The 17,680-nt window shown below is 63.7% G+C and carries 16 protein-coding genes; 9 read left to right on the top strand and 7 right to left on the bottom strand.

What is annotated here, in order from left to right:
* The first annotated feature begins 12 nt into the window (after nt 1-12).
* Nucleotides 13-1,200, top strand: coding sequence for an aminotransferase-like domain-containing protein (locus HYN69_RS03515; protein ID WP_174213596.1), 1,188 nt, complete (start codon nt 13-15; stop codon nt 1,198-1,200).
* Between the two features lie 16 nt (nt 1,201-1,216).
* A complete protein-coding gene (locus tag HYN69_RS03510) occupies nt 1,217-1,885 on the top strand; it encodes an RraA family protein (RefSeq protein ID WP_108434518.1) in 669 nt (222 codons plus the stop codon).
* Nucleotides 1,886-1,932: 47 nt separating this feature from the next.
* On the opposite strand, the gene HYN69_RS03505 is transcribed toward HYN69_RS03510, so the two are convergent.
* The 7 genes from HYN69_RS03505 to HYN69_RS03475 all read right to left on the bottom strand — a co-directional run bounded on the left by HYN69_RS03505 (nt 1,933) and on the right by HYN69_RS03475 (nt 9,580).
* Nucleotides 1,933-3,366 carry a gamma-aminobutyraldehyde dehydrogenase gene (locus HYN69_RS03505; protein ID WP_230426474.1) on the bottom strand — a complete coding sequence of 478 codons (1,434 nt, stop codon included), beginning with the start codon at nt 3,364-3,366 and terminating at the stop codon, nt 1,933-1,935.
* A 10-nt stretch (nt 3,367-3,376) separates the two neighbouring features.
* Nucleotides 3,377-4,183, bottom strand: a complete 807-nt coding sequence (locus tag HYN69_RS03500; RefSeq protein WP_108434517.1) for an ABC transporter permease — start codon at nt 4,181-4,183, stop codon at nt 3,377-3,379.
* Nucleotides 4,173-5,111 (bottom strand): ABC transporter permease, encoded by a 939-nt coding sequence (locus HYN69_RS03495; RefSeq protein ID WP_108434516.1) that lies wholly within the window; start codon nt 5,109-5,111, stop codon nt 4,173-4,175. The genes HYN69_RS03500 and HYN69_RS03495 overlap by 11 nt, the downstream gene beginning before the upstream one ends.
* 208 nt (nt 5,112-5,319) lie before the next feature.
* Nucleotides 5,320-6,327, bottom strand: coding sequence for an ABC transporter ATP-binding protein (locus HYN69_RS03490; RefSeq protein WP_108434515.1), 1,008 nt, complete (start codon nt 6,325-6,327; stop codon nt 5,320-5,322).
* A gap of 113 nt (nt 6,328-6,440) precedes the next feature.
* The gene (locus HYN69_RS03485; protein ID WP_108434514.1) at nt 6,441-7,607 is read right to left on the bottom strand and encodes an ABC transporter substrate-binding protein; all 1,167 of its coding nucleotides are present in this window, start codon (nt 7,605-7,607) and stop codon (nt 6,441-6,443) included.
* A 257-nt stretch (nt 7,608-7,864) separates the two neighbouring features.
* On the bottom strand, nt 7,865-8,767 hold the full coding sequence (locus HYN69_RS03480; RefSeq protein ID WP_108434513.1) for a LysR substrate-binding domain-containing protein: 903 nt from the start codon (nt 8,765-8,767) through the stop codon (nt 7,865-7,867).
* A gap of 45 nt (nt 8,768-8,812) precedes the next feature.
* A complete protein-coding gene (locus HYN69_RS03475; protein ID WP_108437015.1) occupies nt 8,813-9,580 on the bottom strand; it encodes a DeoR/GlpR family DNA-binding transcription regulator in 768 nt (255 codons plus the stop codon).
* A gap of 273 nt (nt 9,581-9,853) precedes the next feature.
* Here HYN69_RS03475 and glpD point away from each other — a divergent pair, with 273 nt between their 5' ends.
* The 7 genes from glpD to HYN69_RS03440 all read left to right on the top strand — a co-directional run bounded on the left by glpD (nt 9,854) and on the right by HYN69_RS03440 (nt 17,550).
* The gene (gene glpD, locus HYN69_RS03470; RefSeq protein WP_108434512.1) at nt 9,854-11,464 is read left to right on the top strand and encodes a glycerol-3-phosphate dehydrogenase; all 1,611 of its coding nucleotides are present in this window, start codon (nt 9,854-9,856) and stop codon (nt 11,462-11,464) included.
* Entirely contained in the window at nt 11,464-12,552 is a 1,089-nt protein-coding gene (locus tag HYN69_RS03465; RefSeq protein WP_108434511.1) for an ABC transporter ATP-binding protein, read from the top strand. Before glpD ends, HYN69_RS03465 begins: the two co-directional genes overlap by 1 nt.
* An 11-nt stretch (nt 12,553-12,563) precedes the next feature.
* On the top strand, nt 12,564-13,643 hold the full coding sequence (locus HYN69_RS03460; RefSeq protein WP_108434510.1) for an ABC transporter ATP-binding protein: 1,080 nt from the start codon (nt 12,564-12,566) through the stop codon (nt 13,641-13,643).
* A gap of 2 nt (nt 13,644-13,645) precedes the next feature.
* Nucleotides 13,646-14,518 (top strand): carbohydrate ABC transporter permease, encoded by an 873-nt coding sequence (locus tag HYN69_RS03455; protein WP_108434509.1) that lies wholly within the window; start codon nt 13,646-13,648, stop codon nt 14,516-14,518.
* A gap of 2 nt (nt 14,519-14,520) precedes the next feature.
* Nucleotides 14,521-15,324, top strand: coding sequence for a carbohydrate ABC transporter permease (locus tag HYN69_RS03450; RefSeq protein WP_108434508.1), 804 nt, complete (start codon nt 14,521-14,523; stop codon nt 15,322-15,324).
* Between the two features lies 1 nt (nt 15,325).
* On the top strand, nt 15,326-15,727 hold the full coding sequence (locus HYN69_RS03445) for a DUF2160 domain-containing protein (protein ID WP_174213595.1): 402 nt from the start codon (nt 15,326-15,328) through the stop codon (nt 15,725-15,727).
* A gap of 92 nt (nt 15,728-15,819) precedes the next feature.
* Nucleotides 15,820-17,550 (top strand): ABC transporter substrate-binding protein, encoded by a 1,731-nt coding sequence (locus tag HYN69_RS03440; protein WP_108434507.1) that lies wholly within the window; start codon nt 15,820-15,822, stop codon nt 17,548-17,550.
* Nucleotides 17,551-17,680: the final 130 nt, after the last annotated feature.

Here is a 17,680-nt window from a genome sequence, read left to right as displayed (position 1 = left end):
GACCGTTCGGGAATGACAGCACGTTACGCAGAACGGATGGCGCAAGTCCGCCCCTCGGCCATCGGCGAGTTGCTGGCGCTGGGGGCCGATCCGTCGATCATCTCGTTCGGCGGCGGCTATCCCGACGCGACGCTGTTTCCTGCGGACCAGTTGGCAAAAGTGTTTGACGAGATCATTCGCGCCCCCGGCGGGGCTGCGATGCAATACGCCCCGTCAGACGGCCTGCCACGGCTGCGCGAGCAGATCGCGGCGCTGATGGTGGCAGATGGCATGGCCTGCACGGCGGGCGATGTGCTGGTGCTGCAGGGGTCGCAGCAGGGGCTGGATTTCGCCGCGCGGATGCTGGTGGACCCCGGCGATGTGATCGTGACCGAAGACCCCACCTTTCTGGGCGCGCTGATCGCCTTTGCCCCCAGCCAGCCCGCCTATGCCGTGGTGCCGGTCGATGCCCATGGGATGCGGACCGATCTTCTTGCAGGCGTGCTGGCAGCCAACCCCAAGGCGCGGATGATCTATACCGTGCCCGATTTCCAGAACCCGACCGGCGTGACCCTGTCGCTCGCGCGGCGCAAAGAGCTGATCGCGCTGGCCAACCGGCATGACCTGATCGTGCTGGAAGACACGCCTTACCGCCATATCCGCTTTTCGGGGCAGAACCTGCCGACACTGAAATCGCTCGATACCGAGGGGCGGGTGATCCACCTTGGCAGCTTTTCAAAGGTGCTGGTGCCCGGCCTGCGGATCGGCTGGGCACTGGCCGCGCCCGATCTGCTGGCGCGGATGGGGCTTTTGAAGGTCGCAGCCGACACCCAGACCTCGACGCTGAACATGGCGGCGGCCAGCCTGTTTCTGGACCGCTACGACCTGTGGGCCCATATCGCCCGCCTGCGCGCTGCCTATGCCGTGAAGAAAGAGGCGATGCTTGACGCGATCCGCAGGCACCTGCCGCAAGACATCGCGGCGACCGATCCCGAGGGCGGGCTGTTCACATGGCTGACCTTCGACGAAGGGTTCGACGCCACCGCCTTCATGCGCGACGTGGCCCTGCCCAAGGCCCGCGTGGCCTTTGTGCCGGGGGCCACGTTCTTTCCGCTGACTCCGCGCGCCAATTTCGCCCGCCTGAATTTCTCGGCCCAACCGATCGAAAAGATCGAAGCCGGAATTGCCGCCCTTGGCCGCGCCCTGCACACCCGCCCCTGACCCTATGAGACATCCCATGCCCGTCACGCTGCATACCCCGCCCCCGTCCGACCTGACCGCAGCCGAGATTGCCCGTTGGCGGCCGGTTCCCGTGGCGATCGCCGCCGATCTTGTGCAGGGCGAGGGCCAGATCGACCCCGCGATCCGACCGTTGCGACCGGCAGGCCAGCAGCCGCGCCTGTTTGGCCAAGCCGTGACGGTGCGCTGCGACGCGCCCGATTTCGGCGCGGTGCTGCATGCGCTTGATGTGATCACGCGCGGGCAGGTGCTGGTAATCGATGCGGGCGGCCACCGCGAGGCCGCGATGATCGGCGATATCCTGTCGGGCCATCTGCGGGCCAAGGGCGTGGCAGGGGTGGTTTGCGACGGTGCGGTGCGCGACACCGGCACCTTGGGCGGCTGGTCGGATTTCGCGGTGTTCTCGCGCTTTATCAACCCGCGCGGGCCAAGCGGGGCCGAACGCGGCGACATCAACCTGCCCGTCACCATCGGCGGTGCTGCGGTCGCTGCGGGCGATCTGGTGATCGGCGACGATGACGGTCTGGTGGCGCTGTCGCCCGCGCAGGTTCGTGGCCTGATCGACGCCGCCGAGGCCAAACTTGCGCGTGAGGAAAGCTGGATCGCGGGTCTGGCCGCAGGCAAATCCGCCACCGAGGTTTTCGGCCTGCCCGCGCTGTCGCGCTAGGCCGCCAGACGGATCGGACATGGCCCCCTGGACAGGGGCCATAAGGTTCAATGCTTTATCATCACATGGCGGACGACGGTGTAGTCCTCGAGCGCATAGGCCGACATGTCCTTGCCGTAGCCCGATTGCTTCAACCCGCCATGCGGCATTTCGTTGACCAGCATGAAATGCGTGTTCACCCAGGTGCAGCCATAACGCAGTTGGGCGGCGGTCGACATGGCGCGCCCCACATCCCGCGTCCAGACCGACGAGGCGAGGCCGTAGTCACTGTCGTTGGCCCAGCCCACCGCCTGATCCACATCGGAAAACGGGGTGATAGACACCACGGGGCCAAAGACCTCGCGCCGCACGATCTCGTCCTCTTGGCGCGCACCGGCGATGACGGTGGGCTTGTAGGAAAAGCCGTTCGGCATCGCCTCGCCGCCGGTTGTCACCTCGATATGCCCCACCTCGCGCGCGCGGTTCACGAAAGATGCCACACGGTCGCGCTGGCGCAGGCTGATCAGCGGCCCGATCTCGTTCGCGGTGTCATCTTCAAGCCCCAATGCGATGGTCGACACCGCCGACGACAGGTCGGCCACCAGCCGGTCATAGACCTTGCGCCCCGCATAGATGCGGCAGGCGGCGGTGCAATCCTGCCCTGCGTTGTAATAGCCAAAGGCGCGCAGACCATCGACCACTTCCGAAATGTCGGCATCGTCGCAGACGATCACCGGCGCCTTGCCACCCAGTTCCAGATGCGTGCGCTTAACCGTCCGCGCCGCCGCATCCAGCATCTTCTTGCCTGTAGCGACATCTCCGGTCAGCGAGATCATGTCCACATCGGGATGGTTGATCAGGTAGCTTCCCACCGTCTGCCCCCGCCCCGTGACGACCGACACGACCCCTTCGGGCAATTCCTCGGCCAGTATCTTCGCCATCTTCAGCGCGGTCAGCGGGGTCTGTTCCGAAGGCTTGAACACCACCGTATTGCCGCCCCCGATGGCAGGCCCCAGTTTCCACGCCATCATCATCAGCGGATAATTCCACGGCGCAATCGACGCGATCACCCCCACCGGATCGCGCCGGATCATGCTGGTGTGGCCGGCCATATACTCCCCTGCCAGCGATCCGTGCTGCGTGCGGACCGCGCCCGCAAAGAAGCGGTAGCAATCGACGATGGCCGGAATCTCGTCGTGTCGCGCCGCGTTGATCGGCTTGCCGCAGTTCAGCGCCTCGAGTGCTGCGAAAGCATCGGCCTCGGCCTCGATCCGGTCGGCGATCCGCAGCAATGCCCCCGCCCGTTCCGCAGGCGTGGTGCGCGACCACGCCCCAAAGGCACGGCGCGCCGCCGCCACCGCGCGGTCTACCTGCGCGGTGGACGCCTCGGCCACGTCAAGGATCAGCTTGCCCGTGCGCGGGTTCAGGATCGGCTCGACCGCTTCCTGACCGGCCTCGAAGCTGGAACCGACAAGAAGGGCGGTATCGATATGCTTGGTCATGGCTTTCCTTTCATTTGCCGGCCCCTGCGGTTTCAGAGCCGTTTCGGGTCAGGTAATAGGCGATGAGGATGGGGATGAAGGTCGTGACGAAGACGACGATTGCGACCACGTTGGTCACGGGGCGCTGCCTCGGTCGCACCAGTTCTTGCAACATCCAGATCGGCAGGGTGCTTTGCTGGCCTGCGGTAAAGGTGGTCACGATCACCTCGTCGAAAGACAGCGCAAAGGCCAGCATCCCGCCCGCCAGCAACGCCGAGCCAAGGTTCGGCAGCAGCACATGGCGGAAGGTCTGGAAACTGTTGGCCCCCAGATCGGCTGACGCTTCCAGAATACCGCCCGACAGGCGGCGAAAGCGGGCGACCGCGTTGTTGTAGACGATGACGATGCAGAACGTGGCATGGCCCAGAATGATCGTCAGAGTCGAGAACGGGATATCCATGATCGAAAACGCCGACCGCAGCGACATGCCGGTGATCACCCCCGGCAGCGCGATGGGCAAAAGGATCAGAAGCGAGATCTGCTCGCGCCCGAAGAACCGCGTCTGCGCCATGGCCGCCGACACCAGCGTGCCAAGGATCATCGCAAGCAGCGTCGACACCGTGGCGACCCAGAGCGACAGGTAAAGCGGCGGCCAGATGTCGGCGCGGTTCCACGCCACGGCGAACCATTCGGTGGTCAGGCCGGGGGGCGGAAAGGCGTAGGATTTCTCCTCGGTGGTGAAGGCGTAAAGGAAGATGATCAGGATCGGCAGGTGCAGGAACAACAGCCCCGTGACAGCGGCAAAGCGCAGGCCGAAGGACGCGCGGTCAGAGTGCATCGAAAGCCCCCTGACGTTTGGCGATGGTCAGGTAGATCAGCATGATCACGATGGGCACCACCGCAAAGGCCGCAGCCAGCGGGATGTTCCCCGCCGTGCCCTGCAACTGGTAGACCGCAAGCCCGATGAAACGGGCCGAGGTGCCGACGATCTGCGGGATGATGTAATCGCCCATCGTCAGCGAAAAGGTAAAGATCGACCCCGCGATGATGCCGGGCATGGCCAGCGGAAAGATCACTGTCCGGAAGGTCTGCGACCGGCTGGCGCCAAGGTCGGCCGACGCTTCCAGCATCGAGGTCGGCACCCGTTCAAGGGCCGCCTGCATCGGCAGGATCATATAGGGCAGCCATATGTAGACAAAGACAAGGAACGTCCCGATCCACGATGTGGACAGCGAATTCCCCCCGATGCCGGGAATGGCCAGCACCGCGTTCAGCACCATCGACAGGTGCAGCGCATCGGCGGCCCATGTGATGATCCCCTCTTTGGCAAGGATCAGTTTCCACGCATAGACCTTGACCAGATAGCTCGACCACAGGGGCAGCATGACCCCCAGATAGAACACCGCCTTCCACCGCCCCCGCGCAAAGCGCGCGGCGTAATAGGCGACGGGAAAGGCGATCAGCGCACAGCCCACCGTCACCGCCGCCGACATCAGAAGTGTACGCAGGATGATGTCGAGGTTCTGGGCGCGCAGCAATTCGCCATAGGTCTTTAGGGTGAATTCCTCCTTCACCATGCCGGAAAATTCGTCGATGGAATAAAACGATTGCAGCAAAAGCGCGGCCAGCGAGCCGAGGTAGACCACCCCCAGCCACAGCAAGGGCGGCGTCAAGAGCAGCGCCAGCAGCACCCGCGGATACCGCCAGAACAGCGCGGTCAGCCGGTCGGCTATCCCGCGCGAGGGGAGGATGGCAGGCGCGGTCATGGGGTTGACCCGTGCAGCATTGCCAAGAGGCCCGACGCGGAAAGGTCCGGTGGACCTTTCCGGCGGGCCGATTGCACGGCGCGGCAACGCGAAGGGCAAGGGGTTTGGCTGGTGTCACCACGTTTGACAGCACGGGTGGGATTTCCGATATGTTGCGCTGCACGCAAGGCACGCGCCATGCGGGCTTGCCGGTGTTGTGCGGGCGCGGTCATCCCTCGCCCTCCATCACATGCAGCGCGGACGGATCGAAGCCAAGCCCGACCACAGCGCCGATTGCGGGCAAGCTTTGGCCCGATGCGACCAGCGCCGAAATCTCGGCCCCGCCCACCGCCACCGAAACGCGGTTGCCCGCGCCAAGGTAGCGGTGCGCGGTGACGGTGCCTGACAGAGCCACGCCATCCGCCGCTGTCAGGCGCAGCGCCTCGGGGCGCAGCGATGACCAGCGGTCAGGCCCGCCAAAGGCGCGGGTCACAGCCGGCGCAAGCACGTTGGACGACCCCACGAAATCGGCCACGAACCGCGTGCGTGGGCGCGCGTAAACCTCGGCCGGTGTGCCGATCTGGGCGATCTTGCCATCATTGAACACGGCCAGACTGTCCGCCATCGACAGCGCCTCGCCCTGATCGTGGGTCACGAAGACAAAGGTGATGCCAAGCCGCGCCTGCAAGGCCTTCAACTCGTCCTGCATCGCCTCGCGCAGCTTCAGGTCAAGCGCCCCGAGCGGCTCATCCAGCAGCAGCACGCGCGGTTCGTTCACCAGCGCCCGCGCCAGCGCCACGCGCTGCCGCTGCCCGCCCGAAAGCTGCGACGGCTTGCGGTCGCCGTAACCATCAAGCTTGACCAGCGCCAGCATCTCGTCGGCCTTGGCCTCGCGCTGGCGGCGAGGGGCGCCCTTGACCATCAACCCGTAAGCCACGTTGTCGCGCACCGACATATGCGGGAACAGCGCGTAATCCTGAAACACGGTATTCACGTTGCGCCGGTTCGGTGGAATGTCGGAAACATCCTGCCCGAAGATGCGGATGCTGCCTTGCGTCGGCTTCTCGAACCCCGAGATCAGGCGCAGGCAGGTGGTCTTGCCCGAGCCCGACGGCCCGAGCATGGCAAAGAAACTGCCCTCGGCTATGGTCAGATCGACACCATCGACCGCTTTGACAGGGGCGGAGGCCGGGCCGAAGTGACGCGAGACGGAACGGAATTCGACGGCAGCAGACATCGGCAGACCACATGTGAAAGGGACGATGCGCGGGGACCGCGCATCCTGCGGTAGATGGTAGGGTGGGTGGTTCTGCGGCTCCGGTCTTGCCGGAGCCGCGGGTTCACCCACCGTCAGCGGCCGCCGATGACGCCGATGTAATCCGAAACCCAGCGGTAATAGGGCACGCAAGCCCCCTCGCCCTGGCTGCAATTCGACACCGGCGTGGTCCAGAACCGGATCTTGTCGAAATCATCCAGCCCGTTGGCCGTGCAGCCCTCGGCGGTCTGCATGCCCCGCCCGTCGGTGCAAGCAGCAGGAACCGACGGGTTCGCGCCGAACCAGACCGACAGGTCGGATTGCAGGTTGGACGACAACTGGTGGTCGAACCACTTGTAGGCGCAATTCGGATGCTTGCTGTCGACATGCAGCATCGTGGTATCGGCCCAACCCGTCGCGCCTTCCTGCGGGATGGTCGAGGCGACGGGCTGGCCATCTGCCTTCAGCAGGTTGACCTGGAACGGCCAGGACCCCGACGCGACGACGCCTTCGTTCTTGAAATCGTCGATCTGGATGAAAGCATCGTGCCAGTAGCGGCTGGCAAGTGTGCGCTGCACGCGCAACAGGTCGAGCGCGGCCTTGTACTGGTCCTCGTTCAATTCATAGGGCGATTTGATCCCCAGTTCCGGCTTGTGGAACATCAGGTATTGCGCGGCATCGGCGATGTGGATCGGCCCGTCATAGGCCTGCACGCGGCCCTCGTTCGACTTGCCGTCGGGCAGGTCCATCTTTTCGAACACCACGTTCCAGCTTGTCGGCGGCTCTTTGAACACCTCGGTGTTGTACATCAGCACGTTCGGGCCCCACATGTAGGGCACGCCGTAATGCTTGCCGTCGACCGTGTGCCAGCCGGCATCTTGCAGGCGGGGGTCGATGGTCGACCAAGACGGGATCAGGTCCTTGTTGATTTCCTGCACGCGCCCGCCCGCGATCAGCCGCAGCGAGGCGTCTCCGCTGGCCGTCACAAGGTCGAAGCCGCCCTCGTTCATCAGCGCGACCATCTCGTCCGAGGTATTGGCGGTCTTGACCGACACCTTGCATCCCGTATCGGCCTCGAATTTCGTGACCCAGTCGAAGGCCTTGTCGGTCTCGCCGCGTTCGACATAGCCCGCCCATGCGACGATGGAGAGTTCACCTTCGCCCGGCCCCACTTCGGTCATCTGTGCAAGGGCTGGGGACAGGCCGGTAAGAAGGGCGAGCGCGGCGGTGGAAAGCTGTTTCGTGATCTGTCGTGCAGTCATGAGGCAAAACTCCCTGTGAGTAGCGCAGTGGTGCGACGCCGGTTTTCCGGTCATTTCGAGAGCGTATAGCGCAGCGGTCCTTTCGCAATATCAAAAGGGGGATAGGCGGTATCGGTTTTTCCGATGGCTCGAACAGGGCCCCGCCCTCGGGGGGCATCGAGCCCCCGCTCGGGCGGGCTGCCGCGGAACGGAGCCTGCGGGCAGTTTGGCGCACACCGTTGCGCCGTGAGTATTTGAGCAAAGGTGAAACGGCTGGATCAGCGCTCAGACACCGCAGTTTGCGCCGAGCGGACGAAGTTGAGGGCGGACGGCGAGAGGGGCGCACCGCGCCGCCACGCAAGGCCGACCTGCACCGAAGGCAGATCGCCGGACACATCGCGGATTTCGATCCGGTCACCTTCGAGAGACCACGGGCGGTAGACGAGGCTGGGCAATATGGCGAGCCCCGCCCCGGTGGCCACGAGCGAGCGCACCGCCTCGACCGACCGCGTGCGAAAGGCGACCTGCGGCTTGACCGGCAAGGCTGCGGTCAGGCGACGGGTCGACTCCTCGATCTCGTCCACCATAAGCTGGATCAGGGGCAGGCCTGCAAGTTCGTCAAGCTGGATCGCCTCTTGCTGGGCCAGCGCATGGCCCAGCGGCAGCCAAAGCCGGTAGGGCGAGACGAGCAGCGTCTCGACATAGAGCGCAAGCCGGTCGCGGACCGAAGATGTCAGCAACACCGCGACATCGATCTCGCCGCCGACCAGCAGGTGTTGCAAGTATTCGCCGGTGTCCTCGATCACGTTCAGTTCCACCTGCGGAAAGGCGCGGCGGAAGCGTTGCAATATGTCCGACAGCACATAGCCCGCCACGAGCTGCGTCACCCCCAACGACAGGCGGCCGGTGGTTTCCTCGGCCTCTTGCCGGAACGACGAGCGGGCGGTTGCCACATCCGACAGGATTTGCCGCGCGTGGCGCAGAAAGGCGCTGCCCTTGTGCGTGATCAGAAGGCCCCGCGCCTGCCGGTCGAAGAGCGTCACGCCAAGGTCGCTTTCCAGCGCGCGGATCGCTTCCGTCACCGAGGATTGCGAGATCGACAGGGCCCGCGCGGCGCTTGACACCGAACCGGCCTCGGCTGCAGCGATGAAGAATTGAAGCTGTCGCAGGGTGAAAGCCATGGCCGCATCATAGCCACAGCCGGAACGGTCAGGAAAGCCTTGGTCTCAGGCAGGCCCCGCCACTTTGACGTTGGTGCCCCATTCAGCGCATTTGCGCGCCAGATCGGGCGGCAAGGGCGCATCGGTGAAGAGCGACGTTATCTCGGCCAGTGACGCCAGCTTGGCCGGGGCCGAACGGTCCAGCTTGGAATGGTCGCACACCAGAAACGTCTGCCGCGCCTGGCGGATGATCGCCTTGGACACCCTGACCTCGGCCAGATCGAAGTCGAGCAGATCGCCGTCGCGGTCCAGCGCGGAAACCCCGATCACCGCGTAATCGACCTTGAACTGTTCGAAGAACTGCGTGGTCAATTCCCCCACCAGCCCGCCATCCGACCGGCGCAAGGCCCCGCCCGCCACCATGATCTCGCATCCCGGATTGGCGACCAAGGTGTTCGCCACGTTCATGTTGTTCGTCACCACTGTGATGTTCCTGTGGTGCAGCAATTCCTGCGCCACGGCTTCGGTCGTGGTGCCAAGGTTCAGGATGATCGAACAATTGTCGGGCAGCGCCGCCGCACAATCGCGCGCGATCGCAGCCTTGGCGCCTTCGTTCATCCGCCGCCGCTGGTCATATCCAAGGTTCGACACGCCGGTTTTCGGCACGGCCCCGCCATGCACGCGGTCGAGATGCCCTGAATCGGCCAGTTCCGTCAGGTCGCGCCGGATCGTCTGCAAGGTCACGTCGAACCGCTGCGCGAGGTCTTCGACCACCACCCGCCCCTCGGCGCGGGCGAGTTCGAGGATTTCGCTTTGCCGGAAACTCAGCGCCACCGACATTCCCTTTCTTTCGTTTTTACACCGCCCGTGTTCCCGACATTCCGCCAAGCCAGCCAAGCGATCAAGCGGGAAAAACGCGGCGCAGCCTACGCTGCAGCGCAGCGCGAAACTGTGCGGCACGCCTCGCACATCCCTGATTTCAATCGCTTACCGATGCTGCACCTGCGTAAATGTTCGCTTTTTTTCCGAATCGCGCATAAACGAATAAAATAGTTGACCAGACGACGCGAATCGGACCACGTTGGCAGCGCTAGGGAGGAAACCTGCGTGACCACGACCGAACCGCCACTGGCGGACCTTTTCATCATCGGGGGCGGCATCAACGGCTGCGGCATTGCCCGTGACGCTACGGGTCGTGGCATGTCGGTGATCCTGGCCGAACAGAACGACCTGGCTTCGGCCACCTCCTCGGCCTCGACCAAGCTGTTCCACGGGGGCTTGCGGTATCTGGAGTACTTCGAATTCCGTCTGGTGCGCGAGGCGCTGGAAGAACGCGAGACCCTGCTGACCGCCATGCCCCATATCTCGTGGCCGATGCGCTTCGTGCTGCCCTACCACCCCGACATGCGCTTCGAAGGCGACACGCCCACAGGCCGCCTGCTTGCCACCGTCATGCCGTGGATGAAGGGCCGCCGGCCCGCATGGCTGATCCGGCTTGGTCTGTTCCTTTACGACACGCTGGGGGGGCGCAAATTCCTGCCCGCCACCCGCACGCTGGACCTGAGCACCGATGCCGCAGGCGCGCCGCTGCAAAAGCGGTTCGCCCATGCCTATGAATATTCAGACTGCTGGATCGAGGATGCCAAGCTCGTCTCGCTGAACGCCCGCGATGCCGCGCTGCGCGGCGCCAAGGTGATGACCCGCACCCGCGTGACCAGCGCCGCCCGCACGAACGGCCATTGGACCATAGCCACCAGCGGCCCGCATGGCACCCAGACCCACCATGCCCGCGCTTTGGTGAACGCAGGCGGGCCGTGGGTCGAAGACATCATCCGCAACGTCGCCCGCATTAACTCGTCCGAAGGCGTCCGCCTTGTGCGCGGATCACACATCGTCACCAAAAAACTCTACGACCACGACCGCTGCTATTTCTTTCAGGGCACCGACGGGCGCATCATCTTTGCCATCCCCTACGAGCAGGATTTCACCCTGATCGGCACCACCGACAAAGACCATCAGGGCGCGCCCAAAGACGCCGTCTGCACGCCGGAAGAACGCGATTACCTGCTTGATTTCGCCAGCCAGTATTTCGCCAAGCCGGTGACCCAAGACGATGTGGTCTGGACCTATTCCGGCGTCCGTCCGCTATATAACGACGGTGCGAAATCCGCGACCGCCGCCACGCGCGACTATGTGCTGTCGCTCGATGAAAACGGCGCGCCGCTGCTGAATGTCTTTGGCGGCAAGATCACCACCTATCGCCGCCTTGCCGAATCGGCGCTGGAAAAGCTGACGCCGTTCTTCCCGCAGGCCAAGGCCCCCTGGACCGCCCGCGTTGCCCTTCCCGGCGGTGATTTTCCGGTCGACGGTGCGGCCACCCTGACCGCCGCGCTGAAACGGGCGCACCCCTACCTTTCCGACTATTGGGCCGCCCGCCTGATCCGCGCCTATGGCACCGAAGCCGCCACCCTGCTTGGCCGCGCAAAATCTGCCGCCGACCTTGGCCGCGATTTCGGCGCCACCCTGACCGAGGCCGAAGTCCTTTGGCTGATGCGCCACGAATTTGCCCGCGCCGCCGCCGATATCGTCTGGCGCCGCACCAAGCTTGGCCTGCGCCTGACCACGGAACAGATCGCAGCCCTCGACGCTTACATGCTGCAAGCGCAGGGCAGCGAAGCGAAAGACGGGGCGACCAGCCCCAGCGAGATGAGGGTTTGATGGCGCTGGAACTTCACTCTGTCGGCAGGACGGTCAAGGGGCAGGTGCACATCCACCCGACGACCCTGACCCTTGAAAAGGGCACGATGAACGTGCTGCTGGGGCCAACCCTGTCGGGCAAGACCTCGCTCATGCGGCTGATGGCGGGGCTTGATGTGCCTACGGGCGGTCGCATCCTGTGGCACGGGGCCGATGTGACCGGCCAGCGCGTGCAGGACCGCAAGGTCGCGATGGTCTATCAGCAGTTCATCAACTACCCCGCGATGAGCGTTTACGACAACATAGCCTCGCCCATGCGCCTGATGGGCAAATCGAAAGCCGAGGTCGACCGCGCCGTGCGCGAGACCGCCGAGATGCTGAAGCTGACCCCGATGCTTGGCCGCAAACCGCTGGAACTGTCGGGCGGCCAGCAACAGCGTTGCGCGCTTGCGCGGGCTTTGGTCAAGGGCGCGGGGCTCGTGCTGCTCGACGAGCCGCTCGCCAACCTCGACTACAAACTGCGCGAGGAGTTGCGCGCCGAAATCCCCCGCATCTTCGAGGAATCCGGCGCGATCTTCGTCTATGCCACCACCGAACCCGAAGAAGCCCTGCTTCTGGGCGGCAACACCGCCACACTGTGGGAAGGCCGAGTCACCCAATTCGGCCCCACCCCCCACGTCTACCGCCACCCTGCCGATGCCACCACCGCCCGCGTGTTCAGCGACCCGCCGATGAACTTTACCCCCTGCGTCAAGCAAGGCGGGCGCATAGATTTCGGCGGCAGCGCCAGCGCGCCCGCGACCGGCCTGCTCGCCACCCTGCCCGATGGCCGCTACACCGCAGGCTTCCGCGCCAACCACCTGCACCTGAACGCCCAGTTCGGCACGGCGGTGGAATTTCCCTGCACCCTCGGCGTGACCGAGATCACGGGGTCGGAAACCTTCCTCCACCTGATGCACGGCACCGAGAAATGGGTCGCACTCGTCCACGGGGTGCATGACCTTGCGGGCGGCAAGCAGATCAGCCTCTTTCTCGACCCCGCGCATGCCTATATCTTCGACGCATCGGGTCGCCTCGCCGCCCCCGCATCCTACGCGACAGCGGCATAAGGGGAAACGACATGGCCAGAATAACGCTGAAGAACCTTGCCCACAGCTACTACCCCGCCCCCAAATCCGAAGCCGATTTCGCGCTGAAAGAAATGGATCACGTCTGGGATGACGGCGGCGCCTATGCGCTCCTCGGATCAAGCGGCTGCGGCAAGACCACGCTTCTCAACATCATCTCGGGGCTTTTGCGCCCGTCCCAAGGCCGCGTGCTGTTCGGCGACACCGATGTGACCGATGCCGAAACCGCCCAGCGCAACATCGCGCAGGTGTTCCAGTTTCCGGTCGTCTACGACACCATGACCGTGCGCGACAACCTGTCGTTCCCGCTTCGCAATCGCGGCATGGATGCCGCTTACATCAAGGCCCGCGTGGGCCAGATCGCCCAGATGATCGGGATGGAAGCGATCCTCGACCGCAAGGCGCGCGGCCTGACCGCCGATGCCAAGCAAAAGATCAGCCTCGGGCGCGGCATGGTGCGTGAAGATGTGAACGCGATCCTGTTCGACGAACCGCTGACCGTGATCGACCCGCACATGAAATGGGAACTCCGCACCCAGCTCAAGCAACTGCACCGCGAATTCGGCCACACGATGATCTACGTGACCCACGACCAGACCGAGGCGCTGACCTTTGCCGACAAGGTGGTCGTCATGTATGACGGCCGCGTGGTGCAGATGGGCACGCCCGAAGAGTTGTTCGAAACCCCGCAGCACACCTTTGTAGGCTATTTCATCGGCTCGCCGGGCATGAACCTGCTGCCCGCCCAGATCCACGGCGACCACGCCCACCTTGGCGATATCACCGTGCCGCTTGGCGCGGATTACGGCCATGTCCATGGCAAGACGCAGATCGGCATCCGCCCCGAATACGCCACCCTGACCAATGGCGCGGGCCTGCCCATCACCATCAAACGCATCGAGGACGTGGGCCGCCACCGCATCATCCGGGGCGAGGTCGCAGGCGCGACCGTCAACGTCATCGCCCCCGAAGGCGCCGAGATCGGGGCCGATATGACCCGCGTCACCTTCGAGCCATCGCGCATCAACGTCTACGCCGACGACTGGCGCGTCGCCCCCGGAAAGGCCGCCTGACCATGGACAAGACAGTCAACAACAAGGCGTGGTTCCTCGTCCTGCCCGTGCTGGTCGTGGTGGCCTTTTCCGCGATCATCCCCTTGATGACCGTGGTCAACTATTCGGTCAACGACACCTTCGGCGACAACCAGTTCTTCTGGAACGGTCTTGCATGGTTCGAAGAGATGGTGACATCCGACCGACTGCACGCCGCGCTTGGCCGCCAGATCCTGTTTTCCGGCATAATCCTTGCGATCGAGGTTCCCTTGGGCATCTACATCGCGCTCAACATGCCGAAAAAGGGCGCTTGGGCTTCGCTCTGCCTTGTGCTCATGTCGCTGCCGCTGCTGATCCCTTTTAACGTGGTCGGCACCATCTGGCAGATCTTCGGCCGCGTCGACATCGGGCTTCTGGGCCACACGCTTGCGCTTGCCGGCATCGATTACAACTACACCAACGACGCGCTCGACGCTTGGGTTACGATCATCGTGATGGACGTCTGGCACTGGACCTCGCTTATCGCGCTTTTGTGCTACGCGGGCCTGCAATCCATCCCGCAAGCCTATTATCAGGCCGCCCGCGTCGACCAGGCCAGCCGCTGGGGTGTGTTCCGCTACATCGAACTGCCCAAGATGGCGGGCGTGCTGCTGATCGCCGTGCTGCTGCGCTTTATGGACAGCTTCATGATCTATACCGAGCCTTTCGTGCTGACAGGCGGCGGCCCCGGCAACTCGACCACCTTCCTGTCGATCGACCTTGTCAAAATGGCCATCGGTCAATTCGACCTCGGCCCCGCTGCCGCCTTCTCGATCATGTATTTCCTTGTGATCCTGCTCGTCAGTTGGGTGTTCTACACCGTCATGACCAACCTAGACAAAGCCGAGGGGAGATAACCATGCGTTTGCGCGGCAACGGCCTTGTCATGGCCCTGTATCTGCTCTTCCTGCTGGTCCCGATCTACTGGCTCGTGAACATGAGCTTCAAGACCAACATGGAGATCACCTCGACCTTCACCTATTTCCCCGCCGATTTCACCCTTCGCAACTATCAGGTGATCCTGACCGACCCCAGCTGGTATATGGGTTACGTCAACTCGATCATCTACGTGGTGATGAACACGGTGATCTCGATCCTCGTGGCGCTTCCGGCGGCCTATGCCTTCAGCCGCTACAGCTTCATGGGCGACAAGCACCTGTTCTTCTGGCTGCTCACGAACCGCATGTCGCCCCCTGCCGTCTTTGCCCTGCCCTTCTTCCAGTTCTATTCCTCGGTCGGCCTGTTCGACACCCACATCGCGGTGGCACTGGCGCATTGCCTGTTCAACGTCCCCCTCGCGGTCTGGATACTTGAGGGCTTCATGCGCGGCGTGCCCAAGGAAATCGACGAAACCGCCTATATCGACGGCTACAGCTTCCCGCGCTTCTTCATCAAGATCTTCACCCCCCTGATCGCATCGGGCATCGGTGTGGCGGCCTTCTTCTGCTTCATGTTCTCATGGGTGGAACTGCTCTTGTCGCGCACCCTGACATCGGTAAACGCCAAGCCCATCGTCGCCACCATGACCCGCACGGTTTCGGCCTCCGGCATGGACTGGGGCGTTCTTGCTGCCGCGGGTGTGCTGACCATCATTCCGGGCGCGCTCGTGATCTGGTTCGTCCGCAACTACATCGCCAAGGGCTTTGCCCTGGGAAGGGTTTGACATGACCGGAACCCGCTGGAACACGATCTATATCGCCACGGCCCTTGTCATGGCGGCGATCCTTTGCGGTCTCGTCTATGCCACGCCGCGAGACGAGAGCGGATTTCTCTGGTTCGATCCGATGATCGAGGGCGGCTGGATGGCATGGACCTTCCCTGTCGCGTTGTTCTTCTTTGTCATCGCCACGCTGCTTATCACATTTACCCTGCTGGCGATCCGCTACCCCGAAACCCCGCGCACCGGCATCCTGCGGATCGAGACGACCCGCGGCGACCGGCTGTTCATCACGCTCTTGGGCTCGGCCTTCATCAATCTGGCCTGGCTCTTCTTCGTTGGCCCCACGCTCGTGTGGGCGCTGGCCCTCTGCCTCGTCTATGCCGTTGCGGTGTTCCGCTGGGTCTAGACGGGAAAGACCCCTTGGTGTCGCGGTCACAGGATGGCCGTTGCACCCAAGGCAATCTGAAGTCGAAATCAACTCTGGGAGGAGACTACAAAATGAGACTTCGTTACACGTCCACCGCCCTCGCGCTTGCGATGATGGCGATGGGTTCGGTCCCCGCTTGGGCCGACATGGAGGCCGCCAAGGCCTTTCTCGACTCTGAAATCGGCGACCTTTCGACCCTGAGCCGCGCCGATCAGGAAGCCGAGATGCAATGGTTCGTCGATGCCGCGAAACCCTATGCCGGCATGGATATCAAGGTGGTGTCCGAAACCATCGCCACCCACGAATACGAATCCAAGGTGCTGGCTCCGGCCTTTACCGCAATCACCGGCATCAAGATCACCCATGATCTGATCGGCGAAGGCGACGTCGTCGAAAAGCTGCAGACGCAGATGCAGTCGGGCGAGAACATCTACGACGCCTATGTCAACGACTCTGACCTGATCGGCACCCACTGGCGCTACCAGCAGGTCCGCAACCTGACCGACTGGATGGCTGGCGAAGGCGCTGCCGTCACCAGCCCGACCCTCGACCTGCCCGATTTCATCGGCACGAAGTTCACGACTGCGCCCGACGGAAAGCTTTACCAGCTTCCCGACCAGCAGTTCGCGAACCTTTACTGGTTCCGCTACGACTGGTTCAACGACGCCAAGACCAAAGACGACTTCAAGGCCAAATACGGCTACGATCTTGGCGTTCCGCTGAACTGGTCGGCTTATGAAGACATCGCCGAGTTCTTCACCGGACGCGACATGTCCTACATGGGCGGGCCTGCCACCGGCGTCTATGGCAACATGGACTACGGCAAGAAGGACCCGTCGCTTGGCTGGCGCTACACCGACGCGTGGATGTCGATGGCCGGCATGGGCGACAAGGGCGAACCGAACGGCCTTCCGGTCGATGAATGGGGCGTCCGCGTCAACGAACAGTCGCAACCCGTCGGGTCTTGCGTCGCGCGTGGCGGTGCCACCAACGACGCGGCAGCCGTTTACGCCGTGACCAAGGCGATCGACTGGCTGAAGAAGTACACGCCCCCGGAAGCGATGGGCATGACCTTCGGCGAAGCCGGTCCGGTTCCCGCACAGGGCGCCATCGCGCAGCAGATGTTCTGGTACACCGCCTTTACCGCAGCTTCGGTCGAACCGGGAACGCCCGTGATGAACGAGGACGGCACGCCCAAGTGGCGCATGGCCCCCTCGCCGCACGGCGCTTACTGGACCGAAGGCACCAAGGTCGGCTATCAGGACGTGGGTTCGTGGACGCTGATGCAGTCCACCCCGGTGGACCGCGCACAGGCCGCATGGCTTTACGCGCAGTTCGTGACCTCGAAGACGATCGACGTGAAGAAGGCCCATACCGGCCTGACCTTCATCCGCGAGTCGACGATCCAGCACCAGTCCTTCACGGACCGTGCGAACAAGCTTGGCGGTCTGGTCGAGTTCTACCGCTCGCCCGCCCGCGTTGCATGGTCGCCCACCGGCACCAACATCCCGGATTATCCGAAGATGGCCCAGCTGTGGTGGCAGAACATCGGCGACGCAATGTCGGGTGACAAGACCCCGCAGGAAGCGCTCGATGCCCTCTGCGCCGAGCAGGAAAAAGTGCTGAGCCGGATCGAGAAATCGGGCGTTCAGGGCGACATCGGCCCGAAACTGAACGAAGAGAAAGACCCGCAGGTCTGGCTCGACGAACCGGGATCGCCGGTTGGCCCCCTGGAGAACGAAAAGCCGCAAGGCGAGACGATCTCCTATGACGAGCTGATCAAGTCCTGGCAGCAGGGCTGATGCCAAAGGGGCGGACGGGAAACCGTCCGCCCCGCGCTGCGGCGGTGGTAGAATTTTCTGCGAAAATTCTTGGCCCTGCCCCTCTCGCACCCCATTCCCTGACCCGTTACGATCTGTCCGCCGCCAGCGG

This window comes from Gemmobacter aquarius (genome assembly GCF_003060865.1).
Taxonomy (GTDB): Bacteria; Pseudomonadota; Alphaproteobacteria; order Rhodobacterales; family Rhodobacteraceae; genus Paragemmobacter; species Paragemmobacter aquarius.
The sequence above is the reverse complement of the archived record's forward strand: the minus strand, read 5'-3'. Positions and strand labels throughout refer to the sequence as shown.